A 23,447-nucleotide genomic window follows, 5' to 3' on the forward strand; every position below is an offset into this window, starting at 1 on the left:
GTTTTACTACCCTTATCTCATCATGTTTCCCTCTCGCCGCTTCTCATCTGCCGTTACGCTGCTAGCTACCAGCGCTCTGCTTCTGCCGAGCACCGCCCCCGCAGCCATGGCGCAGAGCACCTCGCTTACCGACGACGCCCCGATTGTCGGTCCCGCACCTGATATCCGTGACACGGAGGGCTGCCCCTACAAGACCTTTCCACCAGCACCAGTGGATTCCTCTGAGGTTCCGGCTCCCGGCGAAACATCTCCCGCTCCACTTCCGGTTCCTCAAAAGCCGGCTGGAGGTAGCAAGATGTCCGCCTGCGGCATTGTCAGCGGTGAGGGGTTTGACGTTCCGAAGGACCTCTCCGCCTCTGCATGGACGGTGTTCGATTTGAAATCCGGCGATGTCCTTGCGGCGAAGGACCCGCACGGCCGCTACCGTCCGGCATCGATTATTAAGGTGCTGCTGGCGATGGAGGCAATCGAGAATTTGAAGCTCGACACCCCAGTCAAGGCGACCTTCGAGGACGCGAACATGGAGGGCTCTCGTGTCGGCATCGTCGAGGACGTGAACTACTCGGTAGAAACGCTCCTGACTGGTCTGTTGCTTAACTCCGGCAACGACACCGGCCACGCCTTGGCTCGCGAACTTGGTGGCATGGATAAGACCACAGAGAAGGTCAATGCCCTGGCAAAGAAGTTGGGGGCGACGGATACGCGAGTGGTCAACCCGACTGGTCTCGATGCTCCGGGACAGATGACGTCGGCATACGACATGTCACTGTTCTTCCAGCACGCATTCAACAATGAGACCTATCGCAAGCTCTCGGCCACCCGCCTGGCCACCATCCCCGGAGACAAGGCTCTCGAGGTCGATGACTTCGAAATCGCCAACGACAATCAGCTGATTGCCCAGGACTACCCCGGCGCCCTTGGAGGCAAGACTGGTTTTACCGACGATGCCCGTCACACCTTCGCTGGGGTGGCTGAGCGCGATGGCCGTCGTCTCGGCGTCATCGTTCTCGACGTCACTGTGGAGGATTCACCGCGCCCCTGGGAGCAGGCGGCATCGCTTCTCGACGCCGGCTTCGCGGCACCGCAGGACAGCTCTGTCGGTGTCCTCGAAGCGGAAGCGACTGAGGATAAGTTGGTAGAAAAATTGCCCGATATCCTGGACAACGAGTCAACAGGAACCGGGCTAAAAATTACTGTCAGCGCTGCCATCGTAGGTGTCATCGCATTGATTGCGATGGTCACCTACCGCTTCGGCAGACGCGATCGCGGCTAATTATTTCGAACCGAGCAGGCGGTTCAATCCGGACGGGTTGGCCGCTTCCGCACGGACGTTAATGACAGCAGGAGCAGGTGCATCCAGCTCCTCGTCGGCAAGCGCTTCTTCGGTCGTCGCCGTCCAGGCGGTGGCGTACATAGTGATGCGCCAGATGAGGTAGAAAACGACCATCAAACCGATGACCGGACCGAAAACTGCACCGGCCGGGTTCGACAGGGCGTTGGAGAAGAAAACGCTACCGAGCTGCTTGACAACCTCAAGGCCAATCGCACCGATAATCGCACCCTTTGCCGCAGAGCGGAACGGGGCGCCCCCGCGCGGCAGGAAAGCGAGCATCCAGAAGAACAGCAGCCAGTTGGCAACGAGACCAATGGCGATGGCAATCAATCCCGCAATAATTGTGATTCCCGGGACATGAGCCAGACCAATCTTGTCCAGCAGGGACTGGGTCAGTCCGGAAGAGCCGGCTGCGGTGACAGCGAAGGTCAGCAGGATCATAACCAGCATGCCCAGCAGACGCAGCAGGTCGCGAACCTTTCCCACCACGAAGTTGCTAGCGCCCAGCGGGCGCTTCCACAGCTGTGTCACTGCGTTGGAGAGGTTGCCCATCCAACCAAGACCCGACCACAGGGTGGCAATGAAACCGACGGTGAAGACGCCACCTGCCTGATCGATCGCGCCTTCGATAATTGCGTTGATGGTGTCGCCCATCGACCCATCGATGGAGTCGGTGATAGCGGACTGGATTTGCTCAAGCAGCTGCTCATTGCCACGCAGCACAAGCGCGAGGATGGCAAATGCCGTCATGATTAGGGGGAAAATCGACAGCACGGAGAAGTACGTGACAGCGGCGGCAAAAAAGTTACCGCCCTGCTCGGAGTAGCGCTCCTGCATCCGCATAACGTGATCGAACCACGCCCACTTTTCGCGGAGGCGGTCGATTGCGCTCGGTTCATCGGCGTGTACACGCTCGATGCCATAGCGGTCCGTTCTCTTCGGATCTTTTTGAGTAGAGGTTGCCATGTCCCCTACCTTAACGTGCCAGCTTTCGGTACGGAGACTGAAGCGCAGAGTCTACAGCTGAATTAACGGTTGGCGGCCTTCAGGAACCCGACTCGCTCGTACACATCTGCAAGTGTCTTGGCGGCAACTTCACGGGCACGGTCAGCGCCTTCGGCCAGGATCCGTTCCAACTCACCACGATCGGCCATGAGCTCCTCATAGCGTGCACGCAGTGGCGTGGTGAATGCCTCCAGCGCATCTGCGGTATCAGCCTTCAGCTGGCCGTAGCCAGCGCCTTCGTAGCCGGCAACGAGCTCGTCGACAGGCTTGTCGGTCAACGCCGACTGAATGACCAGCAGGTTGGAAACGCCCGGCTTGTTCTCACGGTCGAAGCGGATCTCTCCGTCATTGTCGGTAACGGCCGAGCGAATGCGCTTGGCGGAGACCTTCGGGTCGTCCAAGAGGTTAATAATGCCCTTCGGATTTGCACCCGACTTGCTCATCTTCGAGGTCGGATCCTGCAAGTCGTAAATTTTCGCGGAGCCTTCCATGATGTGTGGATCCGGCACCACGAAGGTCTTCTTGTAGCGGGAGTTGAAGCGCTGCGCCAGGTTACGCGTCAGTTCGAGGTGCTGGCGCTGATCCTCCCCCACCGGCACCAGCTGTGGGCGGTAGAGCAAGATGTCGGCAGCCATCAACATGGGGTACGCGAACAAACCAGCGGAGGTATGTTCCGCGCCCTGACGAGAGGACTTGTCCTTGAACTGCGTCATACGGCTGGCTTCACCAAAGCCAGTCAAGCAGGTCAACACCCATCCGAGCTCCGCGTGCTCGGGCACATGCGACTGCACGAAGAGCACCGACTTCTCCGGATCAATACCAAGTGCAATCAGCTGTGCGGCACCTGCGATAGTGCGCTGACGCAGCTCCTTCGGATTCTGCTCGACAGTGATGGCGTGCAGGTCTGGAATGAAGTAGTAAGCGTCGAAGTCATCCTGCAGATTAATCCAGTTCTTCAATGCACCCAGGTAGTTGCCCAGGTGGTAGGAATCTGCGGTCGGCTGAATGCCGGACAGAACGCGCTGCTTACGAGCACTCGGTGCAGGATTAGTTGCCTCAGGACCCTTGCTTTCACTCATAGCCAATAAGTCTAGCGCGAGGCCCGCAGTTGAGAGTCGACGACGTACCCGTTTCGACAACACCACGGGCTTTTGCAGGAAACCGACTGCCAAAAGCTAGCCCCGACGCCCCTCGTCCCCCTGCTCCACAAGCATTCGATCGGATAGCAATTTGACGGTGCGCGCCGCAGCGGCTGGCGATTCCTCGGGGTACAGTGCGCGCACCAACGTGATCGCTGGGCGAATGCCGTGTTCAGAGAGAACACGGCGAACACGCTCACGCTCCCCCTGGGTCAACTCGAGCGGGGCTACGGGTGGCCTACGGGTGTAGGACACGACCATCACGGCTCCCAGCAGAACAATGAGTCCGAGGGAAATCCACAGTGGCCACGCGTAGGCAAAAGACAGCACGATAAACGCAACAATGACACCGGAAGTCACGACCACTGGGACATTGACAGCAGTGCCAGGGTCGTTCTGCAGACTCCGTGCGATGGCTTCCAAATCGGCCATCTGGTGCCGCTTGTTATCGCTCTCGCCGTTTTTCACTGGGGATGTCCTCTCCTTTCCTGGTCCGCACCGAGCTCGCTTCAAGTCCCGCGCAGATTCGCGCTTGGGTTTTACAGCGGCTGAAGTCCCATCAGTCCTTCTTCAAATCTTAGGCGCTCGCGTCCCAAGTGCCGAACTAACCCACAGGTATTATTGGACTAATTCAATTCTCTTATCCGTCAGGAGTCCCATGCTCGCTGCCATTGCGGTTGCCGTCTTCATCCTGCTGGTCCCAGGCGCAGTTCTCGGTTGGGCCAGTGGGCTACGTCCCACGCTCGCGTTGGCATCTGCCGGCCCATTAATGCTGGGTGTGACCGGTTTTTCCGCATGGTTGTCTCACGCGCTCGGGCTGGATTACACCTGGCTCTTCGTGGCCGGCATGTGGGCATGGTTCTGTGCTATTGGCTATCTGATGCGCAGATTCGTCCCCCGAGCAACGCCCGAAGACGGCTTCGATTCCGGCGTTGTCACCGCGATGATTGTCGTCGGAGTTACGGTAGTCGGCTCGATGCGCGCCATGCTCGTGCTTAACGACGTCCCTGGCGGCCCCGGCGCTATCCGCGAAGCCTGGGACATGCTCTGGCATACCAACTTCCTCCGGTTCATTGACGAGCATGCAATAGCCTCGCCCACCGCGGCCGGTGACCTGATGAATCAGGAGACCGGGGCCGAAATGTTCTACCCCACCGGCTGGCATGCCATGGCGGGGCTGCTGCCCGGCTCGGTCTTCCTCGATTCCAACGTGTTTGCGTTCTTGGCCCCGGCGCTGCTTGTTCCCGCAGCAACTGCGGTGCTAGCCCGCACCGCAGTTGGTCCTAAGTGGGCGGCCTATGCCGGTCCCGCAGCTGCCGTCGCGACGCTGATGCTTCCGGAGATTTGGGTGGCCCTTTGGCGCACCTCCTCCATGCCGTATCTGCTCGCGGTGGCCGCTTTGCCGATTGCTGCGGCTTTGACCATGCGGGGCTATATTGTCCCCGCTGCGCTTGCCCTGGTCGGCACGTTTATCACCCACCCGGCCGGCGCAATTGCTGCCGTGCTCTTTGTTGGCTTGTGGTTGATTACCCAACCGAGCGTCAGTGGCCTAGTTCGCACGCTAATTATCGGCGCGCTCGCCCTGGTGATGACTCTCCCGGCAGCTTTGTCCGCGAGGGGGCAAGGCGAATCCGTTGCGGGCTTTACCGGCCAAATTGAGATTTCCCGCTCCGAATCACTGTGGCGAACTCTGATTGGGTTTTCCCGCTATGCTGACGAGCCCATCTTTTCCCGGACTGTTCTGGTTCTTGTGCTCATCGGCCTGGTGGTGGCGCTTGTCTCTCGCCTGCCAGACAGCCCATGGGCTCCGTGGCCGGCACTGGTTTTCGGGCTGCTCTTTGTGGTGTCCGATAGTGCGCAGTCCCGTTGGTCTGAGCCGTTCGGCACCTATCTGAAGTTTATTGGCACTTTCTTCTACGACATGCCGTACCGCATGCAGGCGGTTATGGGAATTCTGCGCGCAGTGCTGGTCGGCTACGCAGTCGCGGCTGCCGTTGTCGGGATTGTGGCTGCGGCGCAGTGGATCGTCGCAAAGCGAGATCAGCCGACCAAGTCGTGGAATCCTGCGCTGGCGATGGGGCTCGTAGCGGCACTGGCGATTGTGCCTGCGACCTGGGCGAGTGGGCCTGCTCAGCGCGAGGCAATTCGCCAGAGTTTCGGAAGCACGTTTGTGACCGCTGCGGACATGGAAGCTATTGATTGGCTGTCCGCACAGCCGCATGCGTTTGAGGGGCATATTCTCAATGACCGTCGTGACGGTTCTGCGTGGATGTATGCCATCGCCGGACTGCCGACCCTGTTCCGCCATTTCTCCTTCTCCGACAAAACTGCCGAGGCGAGCAACAAGCTGCCGATAAACGTTGACCTGCTGGGCTCACATCCAGAGTTCGATGCCATGGCGAAGAAATTGGGAGTGCACTACATCATTAGTTCCCCGCCGGGTGTGAACACGGATGGCACGGAGGCGCTGTCGATGCGTTCCTGGGCATGGCACGCGCCGGGGCTCACGCCTGTGTATCACGACAGTTCGGTGATGATTTTCGCGGTCAACAAGATGTTTTCACCTGAAGAGTTGCACGCTGTTGTCAACAGTTCCCCACACCGCCCGGCGCGCCCCAATCCGCTGTGGATGCCTCCGCGCCAGCCGATCGTCCCCTCCCCTGACGAGGCTGTCGATCCGCTCGCCGGCGCGCACATCACCGTCGACTCTCGCCGCGAGGCCATCGAGGCTATCAACGCCGACCTGCCTCGCGCGCTGCGTTTGAGTGGGGATACTTCCGCTCACATCGACAGCATCGTGCAACGCGCCAGCGACAAGCTCCGTCAGCGCGGCGCAATCGTTGGCGCACATTCGCTTGCCGACGACACGGCGAGCGCAGCCACCGTAATCGTCGGTCGCTCATCAGAGGGCCAGACTCTTTCTGGGGATAACATCGGCGATCGTGGCTTTTCGGTATCCGCTGTGGTGAAGTCTCTCGAACCTGAGGACGATGCTCCTGCCGATTGGCAGTTGGCGGCAGGTGTTCGCGACGGAATGGTTTACCGAGGTTTCAATCCGCACAGCAGTTACAGCACAAACGGGGTGCCAACCGAGTTTCGCACCGGCCTGGCGCCGGCAGTGGCGGTGAACCAGAGTTCGCGGCCGCATGCGCCGACAATTGCGCTATCGCTGGGAGCGGTGGGCGCTGAAAAACTCACCCGCGATTTGGCCGACCCCGCTATGCAGGACAAATGGGCCGACGCCATCGTTGACGGCATCGCCTCCATGTTGCGGCAGAACCGGCATCTCGTAACCGCTCCCGAGCCTGAGATAATCCCAGAGTTCGCTGACCTCGGAGCACACTAGTCCGCTCGGGTTTAGGCGTATGCCGGGTTTAGGCGTACTCCACGATCACCGGCGCGTGGTCCGTCCAGCGAAGGTCGTAGGCGGCAGGCTTATCCACTACCGAGCTGACGGCACGCTTGAGCATTGGTTCGGTTACCGCCTGGTAGTCGATGCGCCAGCCGGCATCGGTATCGAACGCCTTACCGCGGTAGGTCCACCAGGACCAGGGGCCGTCGGCCTCTGGGTGCAGACGGCGAGTGACATCAAACCACACCGGATCTGCATTGAGCTTCGGGGCCTCCCACACAGAACCATCGGAGAAGGCACCGGATTCCAGCTCCTTTTCGCTGGCCTGAACCTGCGAATCCTGGGGAACCTCATCGGGCCAGCAGCCGAAGACCGAGTCCATCCAGGCACGCTCCTGCGGTAGGAAACCGCTCTTGCGGCGGTTGGTCTTCCAGTTCTTCAAATCCTGTTCGCGGTGGCAGATGTTCCAATCGCCGCCGATGACTGCGTGGTGACCGTCGCGCCCCTTGGCACCCAGTTCCGCCAGGTAGTCGGAGAAGGCATCGAGGAAGCGGTACTTCTCATCCTGCTTCTCGCTCAGGGCAGCACCAGAGGGCAGGTAGAGGCTGGCAATCTGGACATCCACATCCAGGCCGGTGTCCGCTGCCGGGGCAATACCACTGATAAACCGACCGGATTCTTCGAACTCCTCGGAGCCGATGCCCACCTGGACGTCGTTAAGCGGAAAGCGCGAGAGAATGCCCACGCCGGCGCGCCCCTTTGCACCCAGGTTTTCAGCGCCGACCCAATGCCATCCGGCATCAAAAGCGGGCGCGAGGGCCTTGCGTGCCTGGTCGTCGGTGGCGCGGACTTCCTGCAACAAAACGACATCGGAACTGGTGTGCTTCAACCACTCCAGCAATCCCAGATTGGTTTCGCTGCGCTCCTTGACGGCGGCGCGGATGCCGTTGACATTGATTGTCGCGATTGTAAGGCTCATGCCCTCATACGTTACCTATGCGTGCACTACGCCTTGAAGACCCCTAGCGCAGTTCGATGCGCTCAGCCTTCTTCGCCTGTGAGCGGCGGTAAAGAACAATGGTCGGCAGAGCGATGAAGATAGCCAACATCGCCAACGTCGCGCCGCCCAAAGCCGGTGCGCGGTAGCCATAACCGGACGCAATGACCCAACCACCGAGCGCCGCTCCAAAGGCGTTGGCCATGTTCAATGCGGCCTGGTTGAGAGCTGCCGCCAGCGTCTGTGCGCGACCGGCGACATCCATCAGACGAGTCTGCAGATTAGGCACCAATACCGATCCCAGCAGACCGATAAGGAGGAAGCTGATCGTGCCCAGCACAGCATTCTGTGAGGTGAAGTAGAAGACGCTGAGCATGATTACCATCAGCACCAGCGCAACCATGATGCCCCACTCCCCGATGCGGTCGGAGAGCCAGCCACCGATGTAAGTACCGACAACCATGCCGATGCCGTAGGCCATCAGCACAATCCAGATGTGGTTTTCGCTCATGCCCGCTTCGCGAGTCATAGTCCAGGTGATGTAGGTGTAAACCGCGAACATGCCGCCGAAACCAACGGTGCCGATTGCGACGGTCAGCAGCACCTGCGGTGTCACCAGAGCCGAGAGCTCATCCATCGGACGTGTCTTCGGCATGCGGTTCATATGCGGCACGGCGAACCACAGCGAAACAAATGCAATCAGCCCGATGACCGCGACAAACGCGAAGGCGCTGCGCCAACCGTAAATCTGTCCCAGCACCTGCGCGGCCGGCACACCAATCACAGTCGCCACCGACAACCCCACGCCCGACAGAGCCACCATCTTGCCGCGCTGTCCCGGCTTAGCCAGGGAGGCAGCCACCAGCGCCGCCACCGAGAAATACGCGCCGTGCGGCAGACCGGCGATGAAGCGCGAGACCATGACCGCTTCGAAAGAGCCCAGTGTGCCTGCCCAAACCGTGGCACCATTGCCGATGGTAAATGCCGCCATCAGCAGCAGGAGCATGCGCCTGCGCGGAATCGAGCCGGTCAGCACGGTAATTAGCGGTGCGCCCACGACAACACCGAGTGCGTACATCGAAATCATGCGCCCTGCGGCATCCTCATCACGTCCGAAGGCATCAGCGATGTAAGGCAGCAGGCCCATGGCCACAAACTCGGTAACGCCGATGCCGAATGCACCGACCGACAGAGCCACAATCACCAAGATTCGGCGTAAATCAGAGATGTCGTCCTGCACCGGAACAGGACGGCGATGCGAGCTAAACGCTCCCGCACGACGCGCACGCGGTTTGTGGTCGTCGTTGTGGGTTGTTACTTCGCTTGACGACGTCATTGCGACCGTCTCCTTTTCTCTTCTTACGCCAGTTGGTGGACTCTCAGTTCCCCTCGACTTTCGACCCAAGACGGGCTCGCAAAACCGTGAGGGGAGCCGCAAGGGAAAAACGAGACTCTACTCCGCAACACAAAAATTTCGCTATTTAATCCGCCTGTTCCCCGGGTATTTGTGCGCGGAATAACATCTGCGACCATTAGTGGAAGTCGCTCACTCAAGTTCTTCCCAATGCATTTTGTAATCGGCATTGTTTGCCGAGGACTACGATTCCCTTCGAGCGTGACGGACTTCCTACCATCGAGCGCTCCGGGTCTTCGATGCTGCCGTACTAGCTACCAGGTAAATTGTTTTAAAAGATATTTCGAACTGCAATACCGATAGGATCTTGATTCACTATGGGCGACCGCTATAACCTCTACGAGTCTCTGACGCTGGATAGCGAAGCCAGCACCGAAGAACTCCATACAAATCTTTCTAATCAACTCTCCGAACTGCGAGATGCTGGCGTCTCGGAGTACTCCGGCGAGTTCCAGGAAAAGCTCACTGCGCTGCAAGTGCTTGGCGATGAGGGACGTCGTCGCGAATACGACGCTTTGCTGGCCGATGAGAACGCCACCATCACCATTGCGACGCTGCGCGGGCTGGCACATCGCCCGGCACCCACTGCGCAGGAATCCTCGTTCCAGACGCAAACCCAACAAGCACAGTGGTCCGCCCCAACTCAAACCAGTCCTGCGACAGTAACCACCACGGTGACCACGGATGTACCACCGCTGCCTGCAAACGCCACACTGCAGAACATGTGGCAGCGCATGCCACTCATCCCCCGAATCACTACCGGCTTGGTCGGTTTTTCAACTCTGATTGGCATCATCGCAGTTCTGTACGCAATCACGCTCGGCATCCAGGGCGCCAACGATCTCGGCAGCCTAGAGTCATCGTTGGGTGATTCTTGGGATGACATCGGCTACATTATGGGCGCTGCAGCCGCCCTCGTTCTTGTTCCAGTCCTCTTACTGATGGGAATGATGCTTGTCACCTTGACCGCATACTGGATTCACTCCATCCTCCGCGGTGAAGACTCGACGGCACCAATCTTTTTCTGCGTCACCGTGGCACCACTGGCGTTGGCTATGACCATCATCCCCCTCCTGTTCTTGAGCTCCTGGGTGGATGTAGTCCTCTTCCTCGCAGGTGCCATGCTGATCGCGGCTTGCGTTCTTATGTTCCTCAAGGACATGCGCGCATGGTTCCGCGGCCAGAAACTGGTCAGGACTACCCAGTCGGCCCCGGGGCAGGGCTATGCTCCGCAGTACCCACAGTCTCAGAACACTCAGGGCTACCAGTTCGGCCAGAACAATCCTCCGAACAATACACAGAACTAAATAGGCTGCCCTGAACAACCGCGCCGGCGTGCACGACACCCCAGCGCGGTTTTTCGTATTTGAAGGGTTTGAGCGCGGGGGCCGTCGTAAAGCGAAAAATGGAATGAAAAGCGGCGAATAAGCGACAAATAATTGCGCATTTCGTGACTTACCTCACATAATTGCGTTATTCATATCACTATCACTGTTTTTGCGCTATGCCCCGACACAACCCAAGATTCAAAACTGGGTTATCGTGGAACAAAACAGATAGGAGACATGAATTATGGCGACAGTTATTTGGACCCGTACTGACGAAGCCCCTCTGCTGGCGAGCTACTCGCTGAAGCCAATCGTGGAGGCATTTGCAAGCCAGGCTGGTGTCAATGTTGAAACCCGCGACATCTCCCTCGCAGGCCGCATTCTGGCTCAGTTCCCGGAGCGTCTTTCGGACGAACAGAAGGTAGAGGATGCGCTGGCAGCCCTGGGCAAGCTGGTCAAGGAGCCGGACGCCAACATCATCAAGCTGCCGAATATCTCTGCATCCGTCCCGCAGATTAAGCGCGCTGTCGCAGAGCTGCAGGAAAAGGGCTATGACATTCCGAAGTACAAGTCGCAGCCGGAAGGCGAGGAAGAGACCGCCGACCGCGCCAAGTTCGACAAGGTCAAGGGCTCTGCCGTTAACCCGGTACTGCGTGAGGGCAACTCCGACCGCCGCGCTCCGGAGCCGGTGAAGAACTACGCCCGCAAGCACCCGCACCGCATGGGCGCTTGGTCCGCAGACTCCAAGACCAACGTCGCCACCATGGCCTCCAACGACTTCCGCCACAACGAGAAGTCCGTTGTCATGCCGGCCGACGACAAGCTGACCTACCAGCTCGAGGCTAACGACGGCCAGATCATCACCCTGAAGAAGGACATGCCGGTCCTCAAGGGCGAGATTATTGACGGCACGGGCATGAACGTCCACATCCTGGACAACTTCCTGCGCGCTCAGATCCGTCGCGCACAGCGCGAGAACATCCTGTTCTCCGTCCACTTGAAGGCCACCATGATGAAGGTCTCCGACCCGCTAATCTTCGGCGAGGTTGTCAAGGCCTTCCTGCCATCTGTTTTCCCGAAGTTCGAGTCCAAGCTGGCTGCCGCCAACCTAACTCCGGACAACGGCCTGGGCGCTATGCTCGATGGTCTACACAAGCTTGACGACGCTACTGCGGCGGCCGTCAAGTCCGCTATCGAGAAGGACCTGAAGGAAGGTCCGGCCCTTTACATGGTCAACTCCGATAAGGGCATCACCAACCTCCACGTTCCGTCTGACGTCATCGTTGACGCCTCCATGCCTGCACTAATCCGCAACGGCGGCAAGGGCTGGGGCCCGGATGGTGAGGAGCGCGACACCCTCGCAGTCATCCCGGACTCCTCCTACGCAGGCGTCTACCAGGCTGTTATCGAGGACTGCCGCGCCAATGGCGCTTTCGACCCGGCCACCATGGGCTCTGTCCCGAACGTCGGCCTGATGGCTCAGAAGGCTGAGGAGTACGGCTCCCACGACAAGACTTTCCAGATCCCGGTTGACGGTGTCCTGCAGGTCATCAACTCCGCTGGCGAGGTTCTGATTGAGCACCACGTCGCCGAGGGTGACATCTGGCGCTCCTGCCAGACCAAGGACGCCCCAATCCGCGACTGGGTGAAGCTGGCCGTCAACCGCGCTCGTATCACTGGCGACCCTGCAGTGTTCTGGCTGGACCCGCAGCGTGCGCACGACAACAACCTGATCAGCAAGGTCAACGAGTACCTGGCAGACCACGACACCGAGGGTCTGGATATCCGCATCATGGATCCGGTGTCCGCTACCAAGTTCTCCCTCGAGCGGATTCGCCGCAGCGAGAACACCATTTCCGTAACCGGTAACGTTCTGCGTGACTACCTCACCGACCTGTTCCCGATCATGGAGCTGGGCACCTCCGCCAAGATGCTGTCGGTCGTGCCGCTGATGGCCGGGGGCGGCCTGTTCGAGACCGGCGCAGGCGGTTCCGCACCGAAGCACGTCCAGCAGGTTCAGGAAGAAAACCACCTGCGCTGGGACTCCCTGGGCGAGTTCCTGGCACTGGCCGAGTCCCTGCGCTACGCCGCTGAGCATGACGACGACCCACGTCCACGCGTCCTGGCTGAGGCCCTGGACAAGGCAACCGCTACCCTGCTCGACGAGGGCAAGTCGCCGTCCCGCAAGGCTGGCGAAATCGACAACCGCGGCTCCCACTTCTACCTGGCTCTCTACTGGGCACAGGAGCTGGCCAAGCAGGACGAGAACTCCGAGCTGAAGGAAGTTTTCGCACCGGTCGCTAAGGCTCTCACGGAGAAGGAAGAGTCCATCGCCAAGACCCTGATTGATGCTCAGGGTTCCCCAGCTGATCTGGGTGGCTACTTCCTGCCGGACGATGAGAAGACCTCCGCAGTTATGCGTCCGTCCGCTGAGTTCAACGAGATCATCGACGGTCTGAAGAAGTAGGACTAGCTGCTTGCTCCTGGCTGGTCTGGCTGACCTGGTTGGCCCAGGCTGGTCTAGGCCGACCTAGGCTGACCGCCGGTTTCGGGCGATAGCCCCTCGCTCATGTTGCATTTGATGCACATGGCGCGAGGGGCTTTTTCTATGCCCTGACTTCCGTAACGGTCTTGACAGTACCCAGTGCTTTTCGGCGCTTTACGGTACCCTTCGCCCATACTCAGTCCCCTGTTTGGCTCACCTCGACACTCGGCACCGCAGCGCCCGATGCCCCGGCACCGCAGTGCCTCACCCCATGAGTTACTGACTACCTTTATGACACTTTTGTCCAAAAAATTGCCTTCAAACTGTCATAAAGGTAGGCACTAACTCCTTCGGCAAACCGCCACCCGTCGAACACCACTCGCCACGCACCACCCACCACCCACCACGCGCCACCCACGCCCCCTATACGCAGCAGCCCCACACACAACTAGCCACAGCTCCCTACACACCCCACCCCCGCAACCGACCACGTCCTCAGAACCAATCAAGCCAATCCGTACTAAGCGGGCTATAGCACTCTCGACACAGATACACACACCCTCTTACCTTGGGTTTTTCCAAAACTTTGCAATAGACAGCTTGGTTCACTATTGTTTGTAAGCAACGTTTTGAACAATCTCAAAAACCGCAAGGAAGTATCTGAAATGACCACCAAGTACGACAACAGCAACGCCGCCAACTGGGGCCTGTCCACTCGCGCTATTCACGCCGGTTTCGCTCCGGACGCACAGACCTCCGCGCGCAACCTGCCGATTTACAACACCTCCTCCTACGTCTTCGATTCCGCTGAGCACGCTGCCAACCGCTTCAACCTCTCGGATGCAGGCCCGATTTACTCCCGCCTGACCAACCCGACTGTGGATGCCGTCGAGCAGCGCATCGCCAGCCTCGAGGGCGGCGTCGCTGCCGTACTGTTCTCCTCCGGCCAGGCAGCTGAGACCGCTGCTGTCCTCACCCTGGCTCGTGCAGGCGACCACTTCGTCGTTTCGCCACGCCTTTACGGCGGTACTGAGACCCTGTTCAAGGTCACCCTGCCGCGCCTTGGCATCGACTGCACTTTCGTCGAGAACCCGGATGACCCGGAGTCCTGGCAGGCAGCAGTTCAGGACAACACCGTCGGTTTCTACGGTGAGTCCATCGCCAACCCGCAGATCGACGTCCTCGATATCCCTGCCATCGCCGAGGTTGCACACCGCAACAACGTTCCGCTGATCGTCGACAACACGGTTCCGACCCCGGCCCTGCTGCGCCCACTCGAGCACGGTGCTGACGTCGTGGTTTCCTCCACCACCAAGTTCCTCACCGGTAACGGCTCCTCCCTCGGCGGTGTCATCGTCGACGGCGGCAAGTTCGACTGGACTCAGACCCGCAACGGCCGCTCCATCTTCCCGAACTTCACCGAGGCCGACGAGGCTTACCACGGCCTGAAGTTCGCTGACCTGGGCGCCCCGGCCTTCGCTCTGCGCGCTCGCGCTGGCATTCTCCGCGACACCGGTGCTGCTCCAGCTCCGTTCAATGCGTGGGTTCTGGCTCAGGGTCTCGACACCCTGGCTCTGCGCATCGAGCGCCACAATGAAAACGCCAAGGCAGTCGCTGAGTTCCTCGAGAACCACCCGCTGGTCGCCAAGGTCAACTACGCTGGCCTGCCGAGCTCCCCGTGGTACGAGACCCTGACCAAGCTGGGCCTTTCCGGTGCCAGCGGCGTGCTCTCCTTCGACCTGAAGGACGCCGACACCGCCAAGGCGTGGAAGTTCATTGACGCTCTGAAGCTGCACTCCAACGTCGCCAACATCGGTGATGTCCGCTCGCTGGTTGTCCACCCGGCCACCACCACTCACTCCCAGTCCGATGAGGAGGGTCTGACCCGCGCCGGCATTTCCCAGGCCACCGTGCGTCTCTCCGTCGGTATCGAGAACATCGATGACATCATCGCCGATCTCGAGAGCGGCTTCGCAGCACTCGCGTAGACCGTTTGTACACAGACACAGAACGGACTAAGTAGTCTATAAGGCATGAGCTTTTCCCCATCTACCCCGGCCGCCCTCCCACCCGAGGGCGAGCCGGGGCGTGTCTTTATCGGCGATGTCACAACCGAGGCTGGCGCGGTCATCCCCGACGTCACTGTCGAGTTCGAACGCTGGGGTCGGCTTAACGACGACTGCTCGAATGTCATCCTCCTCGAGCACGCTCTAACCGGCGACGCCCACGCTTCCGGCCCCTCGGATGAGTACCACCCGACTGCGGGTTGGTGGAACGGGATGATTGGCTCTGCCCGCGCACTGGATACCGACGAGTACTGCATTATCTGCACCAACGTCATCGGTGGCTGTCGCGGTACAACCGGCCCTTCCAGTCCACATCCGGACGACGGCAAGCCCTGGGGCTCTCGCTTCCCCGCAATCTCCGTGCGCGACACGGTGACGGTGGAGCACCTGGCGCTGCAAGAACTGGGAATTTCCCGCCTCCAAGCTGTCATTGGTGGCTCCCTGGGTGGGGCTCGCGCACTTGAATGGTCACTGATGCACCCGGATTTCGTCGGCAAGGCATTGGTGATGTGTGTCGGCGCACGTGCGTCTGCTTGGCAGATTGGTATTCAGTCTGCGCAGATTCAATTCATTGAGTCCGATCCCGATTGGCATGGCGGCGACTACTACGACCGCGGTGTGACTCCGGCCCGAGGTCTGGGTTTTGCACGCAGGGTCGCGCATTTGACGTACCGTGGCGAGCTGGAGATGGATGACCGCTTTGGCGCGGCAGCGCAGCCCGGTGAGGATCCGTTGGGCGCGATGCGCACGGAAGATCGATTCCAGGTAGAAAGCTACTTGGATCATCAGGCGAAGAAGCTGGCTCAGCGTTTCGATGCCGGCTCGTATGTCGTGCTCACCGATACCTTGAATCGGCACAATATTGGCCGTGGTCGCGGTGGCCTCAACGAGGCGCTGCACTCGTCAACCGTGCCGACCATGGTTGCCGGTGTGGACACAGACATTCTCTACCCCTTCCACCAGCAGGAGCACCTCGCCCGCAATCTGGGCAACTGCTTGGGGCTAGAAAAGATTGAATCCGCCGTGGGGCACGACGGATTCTTGACGGAGTTCGAACGAGTGGATTCGATTGTGCGTAATTTCCTCGCCCGCGATGTCAGCTAATGTCAGCTAGCTTCCCAGCGCATCCACGCTGACTGCAAGGAATACGATTCCCATCCCGATTATGGAGCAAAACCATAGGTCAAAGGCCCGGGATCGCACAGAGAACACACCTAAAATGCTGTCCGGCAGGTACTGCCTAGCCACGCCGAGCAGCATCATTGTGCTTCCCAGCATGAATGTGGCACGTCGCCACCGCTCCAGCCCCAGGAACACAACGAAGGCGGACATGCCGAAAAAGAGCGCGCCGTAAATCGTATACTGCACCCACATTGGCCACGATGCCCCCGGCGGCGGGGTCTTCGGGCTGTGCGGGTTCAGCATTGGATCCGGCAGATCTTCCCGCCGGGCACGCTGCGCAATTTCCCTTTTCGACACGAGTTGTTCCTCCTGGCTGGCTAGGCCAGACCAGCGAGCTTTTCAGCGCGCTCGACGACATTGCGTACGAGGAAAGCGCGAGTCAGTGGGCCGACACCACCTGGGTTCGGGGATACGTAACCGGCAATGTCCCAGACGTCATCAGCAACGTCACCGGCCAGCTTGCCGTCGACACGCGAAACTCCCACGTCGAGTACAGCAGCGCCAGGCTTGACCATGTCTGCAGTAAGCATATGAGCGACACCAGCGGCTGCGATGATGACATCAGCCTGACGGGTTTCAGCGGCCAAGTCCTTGGTGCCGGTGTGACATAGCGTCACGGTGGAGTTCTCGCTGCGGCGAGTGAGCATCAGGCCGATTGGGCGACCAACGGTGACACCGCGGCCGATAACAACAACCTTGGCACCGTTGAGCTCGACGCCGAAGCGTCGCAGCAGGTGGATACAGCCGTTTGGAGTACACGGCAGTGGTGCTGGCTCATTGAGGACCAGCTTGCCCAGGTTTACCGGGTGGAGGCCATCGGCATCCTTCTCCGGATCGATGAGCCCCAGAATACGGTTTTCATCCAGGTGCTTCGGCAGTGGCAACTGAACAATGTAGCCTGTGCACTCCGGGCTTTCATTCAGCTCGGTGATTACTGCCTCGAGCTCTTCCTGCGTGGTGTCAGCCGGAAGGTCACGGCGGATAGAGGCGATACCAATCTGCTCACAGTCGCGATGCTTCATCTTGACGTAAGAGTGGCTGCCTGGGTCATCACCAACCAACACGGTGGCCAGCCCCGGGGTGTGGCCGGCTTCCATCAAACGCTCAACGCGCTTTTCCAGGTCTTCAAAGATTTCGTCTCGGTAGAGTTTGCCATCAAGCTTTGTCGCTGCCATGGCATTTATCTTAGGCACAGGAGCGAATAATGCCCAGAAACGCCCCGTAACCGCCCTCGCCTTGGCCCTATTTACCGCCCACAAAGCCCTGCTGACGCCAGACTTCATAAGCAGCCACTGCAGCGGCGTTGGAAAGATTCATGCTGCGACGAGCGGGCAACATGGGAATTCGGATTAATTGCGTAATTCGCGAATCATCGAGCACTGACTGTTCCAACCCGGTTGGCTCCGGGCCAAAGAGCAGTACATCGGTGTTCGTGTACTCAATGTCTGTGTGCCAAGTGTCAGCGTGTGCGGTAAAGGCAAAGATGCGGCACCCTTGGCTGGCAAAGGTCTCCAACGCTTGATCGATGGAATCGTGAATACGCACATCGGCCAGGTCATGGTAATCCAGCCCGGCGCGACGCAGATTCTTGTCATCGAAGTTGAACCCCAGTGGCTTGGCCAGATGCAACATAGCTCCAGAGCCCGCACACATGCGGATAGCGTTTCCGGTGTTCGGCGGGATGACAGGCCGGTCAAAAAGCACGTGGCAGGTGTGGCTCTTAATCCAGTCTGTGGAGTTGGTTGGCTCGGCGTTCGTCGGCTCGGTCGTGGCGCTATTCATTTCTTCTGTCAGTTCTTTTCCGCTGCTTCTATTACTGATCGTTGTTAGTTTCTACTGCCGTTGACGCGCTGGGTGCCGCATCACACACGCCGTGCTCGGCGAAAAACGCGATGATGGTCTCACCGATGAGCGCTCGGCTCCTCGGCTTCGAGAACTTATGGCCCTCTCCCTCAACCACCAGAAAATCAGTGGGCACACCATAGGCGTCCATGGCGTTGCGCATCTGACCGGACTCTCGCGGAGGCACGTTGGTATCCCACTCGCCGTGGATGAATAGGGTTGGAGCCTTCATTTCCTCCGCACGGTGCAGTGGCGAGATATCGCGCAGAAGCTCAGCATCCTGGTACGGGTAGCCGTATCGAGGGAACGCGGCCTGCGCCAACCAGGGTTCTGTGGATTGGTAGTAGGTTTCAAAACTTGTCATTCCGCAGGCATCCACGATGGCAGCAAACTGATCCGGGTACCACGCCGAGGCCAACAGCGACATGAAGCCACCGTAGGATCGCCCACCCAGGGCAATGCGTTCTGGGTCCGCCAACCCGGCATCAACGAGGAAGGCACGCGCCGCTGCGATATCCGCAATAGCGGCAAAGCGTCCATAGCGGTCGCCCGCGTGCTCGAATGACCTACCGGACCCCGAGGAACCGCGCACATTAGGTGTGAACACCACGAATCCCGCCTCCACAATGCTGGCTAGAACATCGTGGTGAATGGGTTTTGCCTGCAGTTCTGGGCCGCCGTGGATGTGGATGAAAGCCGGCGGTAGTGCGTTTCCGGAAACGTCATTAGAACTATTGCGCACCGACTCTGGAAGGTAGAGCCAGCCAGAGAGTTCCAGCCCATCGCGGGAGACAAAGTAGACCAGTTCTGGGGCCGGCATGGTCTCCAGGTTCTTCTCTTCCAGAGCCAAAATCCGTTCGGTGCGTTCCATATCCAATGGCTCAATGACACCACCGATATTGCGCAGAATCTCCACCGTTGGCGCAAGGCCTGGCCCTTCTACTGTCAGGGAGATCAGCTCACCGTCCCCGGAGATTGACAGCTCGCGCGCAACCATGCCCGGCAATTCCACATTGCGGCGCACCATCACCCGCATGTCGTCAGTCTGCGGGTGAAGGCCAAGGGTAAGCACCTCAAGCGTGCTGACCCCACCGCTGTTCCACAGCACAGCCGCAGTGGAGGAATCCTCACTGATGACAAATTCTTCGACGTCTTGATCCGGATTGCCAATGAACTCCTCGACATCAACTTCGATGCCGATCTTCATATCCAAAATCTCCGCTGCGGTCGATTCCGCTGTGCGCGGCTCAGTAGTGCTGATACCGCTATCGGGAGTAATACCCAGGCGCAGGATGCGACGCTGTTCCGCGCCATGATCTGAGAGCACGAACGCGGTCAGCTTCTCCTGCCCCGGATGCGCCAATAAGACACCGGCATCTGTGGTGGAACCTGGGTCGGACGGCAGCAGCGGCTGCCACTGCTGCCCCGGTCCGACCAGCAGTAGCTCACGGTGGCCTCGCGGCCCCACCCGCACGAGGCCAAACCCGCCTTCAGCCGCTACCAGCTGGCTGTCAGTGCGTTTATCAATGACCTCATACTTTGAGTTCGTCGGGTTGACCAAACGCGCATAGTTAATGCCCTGGGCATCGACCGCGTTCATCGCTAGGAGATCGTTATCCCATTCCACCAGTGTGGCGCGCATATCCGCATCCATACGCAGGGGGCGGGCACCGTCGACCTCCGGATCGGTGGATACCAGCCAGGTCTGCAGTCGCTCCGTACCGTACGGAGAGACCTCGCAGGCGATCCACTTTCCATCCGGGGAGTGCAGCACCCTGGTAACCGGGCCTTCCACCGGCAGTTTCACGGGGCGCTCCGCCCCTAGCCCCTCCGGAGTAATCTCCTGCTGTACCGCACGCGGGTAGCCGCTATCGCGGACAATAAAGGCGATTGCACTCCCATCCGGTGCTAACGAGGATTCATAGGTCTGGCGCATGACAATCCATTCTAGTAGTCAGCGAAAATCTCTACTTCGACCTGCCACCACTGGCTGCCCCAGAGCCTCGGACATATCCACCAGACGATCGGCCACGATTGTCACCGCACCAGAGGCTGTCTGCGCGATACCGCGCACCACCATCGCCCGCGAATTCACCGCTACCGGCCGAAATCGATTCCACAGCCCCGGCGTACATAGCACATTCACCAGCCCAGTTTCGTCCTCCATTCCCAAAAATGTCACTCCGCCAGCGGTCCCCGGACGTTGCCTATGCGTCACGACTCCCGCCACTTCTACTCGTGTTCCGTCGGGCACTGCTTTCAGTTCCGCCGCAGGCACCACTCCACGTTCCTGCAGGTCTGCCCGCAACGCGGCCACCGGGTACTGCCCCGGAGTCACTCCCGTTGCAGTCAAATCGGCAGCTGCCAGCTCAAACTCCGTCATGCCGGGCAACGCAGGTGCGTCGGCAAGCGTGAGCCCCGGCAGCATGCCCTCACTTTCCGTCGCCGCCACGCCCGCCGCCCACAGTGCTTGACGACGGTCAATCCCCAGCGACCCAAGTGCCCCTGCACGCGCCAGTGCTTCCATGTGCCCAACACCCAGCCGAGCTCTGCGGGCGACATCTGCTGCGTTGACAAATGGCCGCGCTGCAACGATACGTTCCGCCACGTCATTGCCCACACTGGCAATGGCGCCGAGCCCCAAACGAATACGCCCATCGATGACGCGGGCTTCCACGCCTGAAACCGCGATATCCGGACCATCGCAGCCGATACCGTGCCGGCGGGCATCGGCAATCAACGACTGCGGAGAGTAAAACCCCATGGGCTGAGCACGGAGCAATGCGACACAGAACTCCGCCGGATAGTGGTACTTAAACCAAGCCGAGAAATACACCAAGGAGGCAAACGACTGCGCGTGTGATTCCGGGAAACCGTAGGCGGCAAAGGCCACTATCTTGTTCCACAGTTGTTCCCCAATATCCGCATCAATGCCACTGGTGCGCTCCAGCCCAGCCAGAAAACGGGCATGAAGCGCTTCCATTTTGGCCACTGAGCGCTTCGACCCCATAGCGCGACGCAGCGAGTCCGCTTCCGCCCCACTGAAACCCGCCGCATCGACGGCCATTTGCATCAGCTGCTCTTGAAATAGCGGGATGCCCAGTGTCTTCCCGAGGGACTTCTCCAGCACTGGATGCTCATAGGTCACTGGTTCGAGTCCATTTCGGCGGCGAATGTAGGGGTGCACGCTACCGCCTTGAATGGGGCCTGGGCGAATGAGTGCCACCTCCACCACCAGATCAAAGAACTCCCTCGGCTTCAGTCGGGGCAAGGTGGCCAGCTGCGCGCGCGATTCCACCTGAAACACGCCCACCGCGTCCGCGCGTGCCAACATCTCATAGACCCCCGGCTCGGCGACATCTATTTCCCACAGGTTCACTCGGCGCCCATGCTGTTCATAGACCAAGTCAATGCAATGGTGGATGGCCTCCAGCATTCCGAGGCCAAGCAGGTCGAACTTCACCAGTCCCGCTGCCGCACAGTCATCCTTATCCCACTGCACTACCGAGCGACCTTCCATGCGTGCCCATTCCACTGGCACGACATCCGCAATCGGCCGATCACAAATCACCATTCCGCCAGAGTGAATGCCTAAATGACGAGGCTGCCCACGAAGCTGCTCCGCCAGTTGCTGCACCGGCTCCGGAGGGCACGCCTCCCGGTCTCTGACCCACGCATCGATAACGCCCGGCGAGTACCCCAACACCCGCGCCGCATCGCGCAATGCACCGCGCCGCCGGTAGGTAATGACATTGGCCACCTGCGCGGCATTGTCACGACCATATTTTTCATAGACGTATTGGATGACCTCTTCCCTACGACCAGACTCAATGTCTACATCGATATCCGGTGGCCCATCCCGTTCTGGCGACAAAAACCTCTCGAACAACAGCCCGGCACTAATGGGGTCAACATTGGTGATCCCCAGCGCAAAACACACCACCGAGTTAGCGGCCGAACCGCGGCCCTGTGCCAGAATTCCCGCCCGGCGACAGAACTCACAGATGTCATGCACGATGAGGAAGTAGCCCGGAAAACCCAGCTCTCGAATCACAGTCAGCTCATTCTCTAACTGCGCCCACGCCCGCGCTTGCACGGAGCTATCCCCAGCTCCATCGAGCGGACCATACCGCCGCCGTGCCCCTGCACGAGCAATTTCCCGTAGCCACGAATCCTCATCGTGACCAGCAGGAACCTCCCAGCGAGGCAACTCAGGCGCAATGAGGTCAAGCGTAAAAGCACACTCACCTGCAATGTCCTGTGTTGACCGCAGCACCTGCACCCCCAGATACCGTGTTGCCGCCGCTAGCTCCTCCCACGAACGCAACCAAGCTCCGCCTGCCGGCTCCAGTCGTGACTCGAACCCGCCTAAGTCCTCTCTCACAGCAAGAGCCTGTTTAGCCCCAGCCAACCGGCTTGTCGCAGGCGAAGCTGACGTCGCAGCAGAGGAAACCACCTCCCGCAGGCCATACTTCACAGCTGCGGCTGAAATAGCTTCCGCGTCATCGGCCGCCTGCGCGGTGGGGCTCACGCGGTGTTCGAGTGCCACATTCTCCGCACCGAAGGCCGCAATAAGTTCTTCCAGGTCGCCGAGCCAGTTAACGTCGGCAAGCACCTGCCAGAAACCACCTGCAGCCTCCCCTAACTCTGGCAGCGAGGGATAGCGGACGACGGACTTCTCCCCTGCCGACATATGCGCATCACACAGCGTGTGGCTCAGGCGCCGATAGCCCTCGGGCCCCCGCCCCAGCACTGTGAGGGGCCGCTGCGGAAGCCCCAGCTCCGCGCCGATGATTGTGGCGATACCAGCCTCCGCTGCAGCCTCGGCAAAACGAGCGATTCCATAGAAACCATCGCGATCTGCGAGCCCCAACACGTTTAACCCCAAACGCGCAGCCTCGGACACCAATTCTTCCGGATCCGATGCGCCATGCAGGAATGAATAGCTCGAACGACAGTGCAATTCCGCCTTAATATCCGCAGGCGAAAATGACACGCCACCTCCGCCACTAACACCGCTTTCCGGAGCTTCAAAAGCCCCAACGATGGAATCTGACAGCTGCCCCCGCCAGCCATTGAAGCTGCCATTAGGCTGTAGTTTTCCTGAAAATTTACCCGATAGAATACGCTCAATCCGCGACCAGCTCAGTGGCCGACCGGACTGCTCCGACTGTCCGTCCGAGATGTTTTCCATGCCATGAACATTAACCCACCCTACGGACTGCATTCAAACGTATTTTCGATTAGTATGTGCATTAAGCGCCACCCCCGGGACGCATCCGTAAGTCACACCTCAGCCACGTT

The 23,447-nt window shown here is 59.7% G+C and carries 16 protein-coding genes; 6 read left to right on the top strand and 10 right to left on the bottom strand.

The genetic code is table 11. The features are described 5' to 3' along the window. The first annotated feature begins 22 nt into the window (after positions 1–22). Positions 23–1,273: a D-alanyl-D-alanine carboxypeptidase family protein gene (locus QP982_RS03025; protein WP_193394157.1), complete on the top strand. Its 1,251-nt coding sequence runs from the start codon at positions 23–25 to the stop codon at positions 1,271–1,273. Here QP982_RS03025 and QP982_RS03030 read toward each other — a convergent pair whose 3' ends face one another. The 3 genes from QP982_RS03030 to QP982_RS03040 all read right to left on the bottom strand — a co-directional run bounded on the left by QP982_RS03030 (position 1,274) and on the right by QP982_RS03040 (position 3,945). Next, positions 1,274–2,299 carry a YhjD/YihY/BrkB family envelope integrity protein gene (locus tag QP982_RS03030; RefSeq protein WP_016422146.1) on the bottom strand — a complete coding sequence of 342 codons (1,026 nt, stop codon included), beginning with the start codon at positions 2,297–2,299 and terminating at the stop codon, positions 1,274–1,276. Positions 2,300–2,361: 62 nt separating this feature from the next. Continuing rightward, the gene (gene trpS, locus QP982_RS03035) at positions 2,362–3,417 is read right to left on the bottom strand and encodes a tryptophan--tRNA ligase (RefSeq protein ID WP_049171954.1); all 1,056 of its coding nucleotides are present in this window, start codon (positions 3,415–3,417) and stop codon (positions 2,362–2,364) included. A 96-nt stretch (positions 3,418–3,513) separates the two neighbouring features. Beyond that, a complete protein-coding gene (locus QP982_RS03040; RefSeq protein WP_016422144.1) occupies positions 3,514–3,945 on the bottom strand; it encodes a hypothetical protein in 432 nt (143 codons plus the stop codon). 190 nt (positions 3,946–4,135) lie between these two features. On the opposite strand from QP982_RS03040, the gene QP982_RS03045 reads away from it, so the two are divergent. Next, the gene (locus QP982_RS03045; RefSeq protein ID WP_284870201.1) at positions 4,136–6,823 is read left to right on the top strand and encodes a DUF6541 family protein; all 2,688 of its coding nucleotides are present in this window, start codon (positions 4,136–4,138) and stop codon (positions 6,821–6,823) included. 28 nt (positions 6,824–6,851) lie between these two features. Here the strand turns inward: QP982_RS03045 and QP982_RS03050 are convergent, their stop codons facing one another. Together QP982_RS03050 and QP982_RS03055 are read right to left on the bottom strand one after the other, a co-directional pair. Continuing rightward, positions 6,852–7,808: an exodeoxyribonuclease III gene (locus QP982_RS03050; RefSeq protein ID WP_049171950.1), complete on the bottom strand. Its 957-nt coding sequence runs from the start codon at positions 7,806–7,808 to the stop codon at positions 6,852–6,854. A 43-nt stretch (positions 7,809–7,851) separates the two neighbouring features. Then, positions 7,852–9,162, bottom strand: a complete 1,311-nt coding sequence (locus tag QP982_RS03055; protein WP_284870202.1) for an MFS transporter — start codon at positions 9,160–9,162, stop codon at positions 7,852–7,854. A 395-nt stretch (positions 9,163–9,557) separates the two neighbouring features. Between QP982_RS03055 and QP982_RS03060 the strand changes: the two genes are divergently transcribed. The 4 genes from QP982_RS03060 (at position 9,558) to metX (ending at position 16,223) form a co-directional block, all read left to right on the top strand. After that, on the top strand, positions 9,558–10,547 hold the full coding sequence (locus tag QP982_RS03060) for a molecular chaperone DnaJ (protein WP_284870203.1): 990 nt from the start codon (positions 9,558–9,560) through the stop codon (positions 10,545–10,547). 265 nt (positions 10,548–10,812) lie between these two features. Beyond that, positions 10,813–13,035, top strand: coding sequence for an NADP-dependent isocitrate dehydrogenase (locus tag QP982_RS03065; protein WP_284870204.1), 2,223 nt, complete (start codon positions 10,813–10,815; stop codon positions 13,033–13,035). A gap of 683 nt (positions 13,036–13,718) precedes the next feature. Continuing rightward, positions 13,719–15,041 (top strand): O-acetylhomoserine/O-acetylserine sulfhydrylase, encoded by a 1,323-nt coding sequence (locus QP982_RS03070; RefSeq protein ID WP_070595948.1) that lies wholly within the window; start codon positions 13,719–13,721, stop codon positions 15,039–15,041. A 45-nt stretch (positions 15,042–15,086) separates the two neighbouring features. After that, positions 15,087–16,223 (top strand): homoserine O-acetyltransferase MetX, encoded by a 1,137-nt coding sequence (metX, locus tag QP982_RS03075; RefSeq protein ID WP_070595947.1) that lies wholly within the window; start codon positions 15,087–15,089, stop codon positions 16,221–16,223. Positions 16,224–16,229: 6 nt separating this feature from the next. Here metX and QP982_RS03080 read toward each other — a convergent pair whose 3' ends face one another. From QP982_RS03080 to QP982_RS03100, 5 genes are all read right to left on the bottom strand, one after another. Beyond that, on the bottom strand, positions 16,230–16,598 hold the full coding sequence (locus QP982_RS03080; RefSeq protein WP_005510063.1) for a DUF3017 domain-containing protein: 369 nt from the start codon (positions 16,596–16,598) through the stop codon (positions 16,230–16,232). Between the two features lie 20 nt (positions 16,599–16,618). Next, positions 16,619–17,476: a bifunctional methylenetetrahydrofolate dehydrogenase/methenyltetrahydrofolate cyclohydrolase gene (locus tag QP982_RS03085; protein ID WP_284870205.1), complete on the bottom strand. Its 858-nt coding sequence runs from the start codon at positions 17,474–17,476 to the stop codon at positions 16,619–16,621. Between the two features lie 67 nt (positions 17,477–17,543). After that, entirely contained in the window at positions 17,544–18,083 is a 540-nt protein-coding gene (locus QP982_RS03090; RefSeq protein WP_284870206.1) for a tRNA (cytidine(34)-2'-O)-methyltransferase, read from the bottom strand. A gap of 31 nt (positions 18,084–18,114) precedes the next feature. Further along, positions 18,115–20,079 carry an alpha/beta hydrolase family protein gene (locus QP982_RS03095; RefSeq protein ID WP_284870207.1) on the bottom strand — a complete coding sequence of 655 codons (1,965 nt, stop codon included), beginning with the start codon at positions 20,077–20,079 and terminating at the stop codon, positions 18,115–18,117. 18 nt (positions 20,080–20,097) lie between these two features. After that, positions 20,098–23,337 carry an error-prone DNA polymerase gene (locus tag QP982_RS03100; protein WP_284870208.1) on the bottom strand — a complete coding sequence of 1,080 codons (3,240 nt, stop codon included), beginning with the start codon at positions 23,335–23,337 and terminating at the stop codon, positions 20,098–20,100. Positions 23,338–23,447: the final 110 nt, after the last annotated feature.

This window comes from Corynebacterium sp. MSK019 (assembly GCF_030232425.1).
GTDB classification, from domain to species: Bacteria; Actinomycetota; Actinomycetes; order Mycobacteriales; family Mycobacteriaceae; genus Corynebacterium; species Corynebacterium jeikeium_D.

What these genes read in the sequence shown, in the direction of transcription:
- QP982_RS03025 (WP_193394157.1), top strand. Translation starts at nt 23, where the DNA reads ATGTTTCCCTCTCGCCGCTTCTCATCTGCCGTTACGCTGCTAGCTACC.
- QP982_RS03070 (WP_070595948.1), top strand. Translation starts at nt 13,719, where the DNA reads ATGACCACCAAGTACGACAACAGCAACGCCGCCAACTGGGGCCTGTCC.
- QP982_RS03065 (WP_284870204.1), top strand. Translation starts at nt 10,813, where the DNA reads ATGGCGACAGTTATTTGGACCCGTACTGACGAAGCCCCTCTGCTGGCG.
- QP982_RS03090 (WP_284870206.1), bottom strand. Translation starts at nt 18,083, where the DNA reads ATGAATAGCGCCACGACCGAGCCGACGAACGCCGAGCCAACCAACTCC.
- QP982_RS03060 (WP_284870203.1), top strand. Translation starts at nt 9,558, where the DNA reads ATGGGCGACCGCTATAACCTCTACGAGTCTCTGACGCTGGATAGCGAA.
- QP982_RS03030 (WP_016422146.1), bottom strand. Translation starts at nt 2,299, where the DNA reads ATGGCAACCTCTACTCAAAAAGATCCGAAGAGAACGGACCGCTATGGC.
- QP982_RS03095 (WP_284870207.1), bottom strand. Translation starts at nt 20,079, where the DNA reads ATGCGCCAGACCTATGAATCCTCGTTAGCACCGGATGGGAGTGCAATC.
- metX (WP_070595947.1), top strand. Translation starts at nt 15,087, where the DNA reads ATGAGCTTTTCCCCATCTACCCCGGCCGCCCTCCCACCCGAGGGCGAG.
- QP982_RS03085 (WP_284870205.1), bottom strand. Translation starts at nt 17,476, where the DNA reads ATGGCAGCGACAAAGCTTGATGGCAAACTCTACCGAGACGAAATCTTT.
- trpS (WP_049171954.1), bottom strand. Translation starts at nt 3,417, where the DNA reads ATGAGTGAAAGCAAGGGTCCTGAGGCAACTAATCCTGCACCGAGTGCT.
- QP982_RS03055 (WP_284870202.1), bottom strand. Translation starts at nt 9,162, where the DNA reads ATGACGTCGTCAAGCGAAGTAACAACCCACAACGACGACCACAAACCG.
- QP982_RS03050 (WP_049171950.1), bottom strand. Translation starts at nt 7,808, where the DNA reads ATGAGCCTTACAATCGCGACAATCAATGTCAACGGCATCCGCGCCGCC.
- QP982_RS03100 (WP_284870208.1), bottom strand. Translation starts at nt 23,337, where the DNA reads ATGGAAAACATCTCGGACGGACAGTCGGAGCAGTCCGGTCGGCCACTG.
- QP982_RS03045 (WP_284870201.1), top strand. Translation starts at nt 4,136, where the DNA reads ATGCTCGCTGCCATTGCGGTTGCCGTCTTCATCCTGCTGGTCCCAGGC.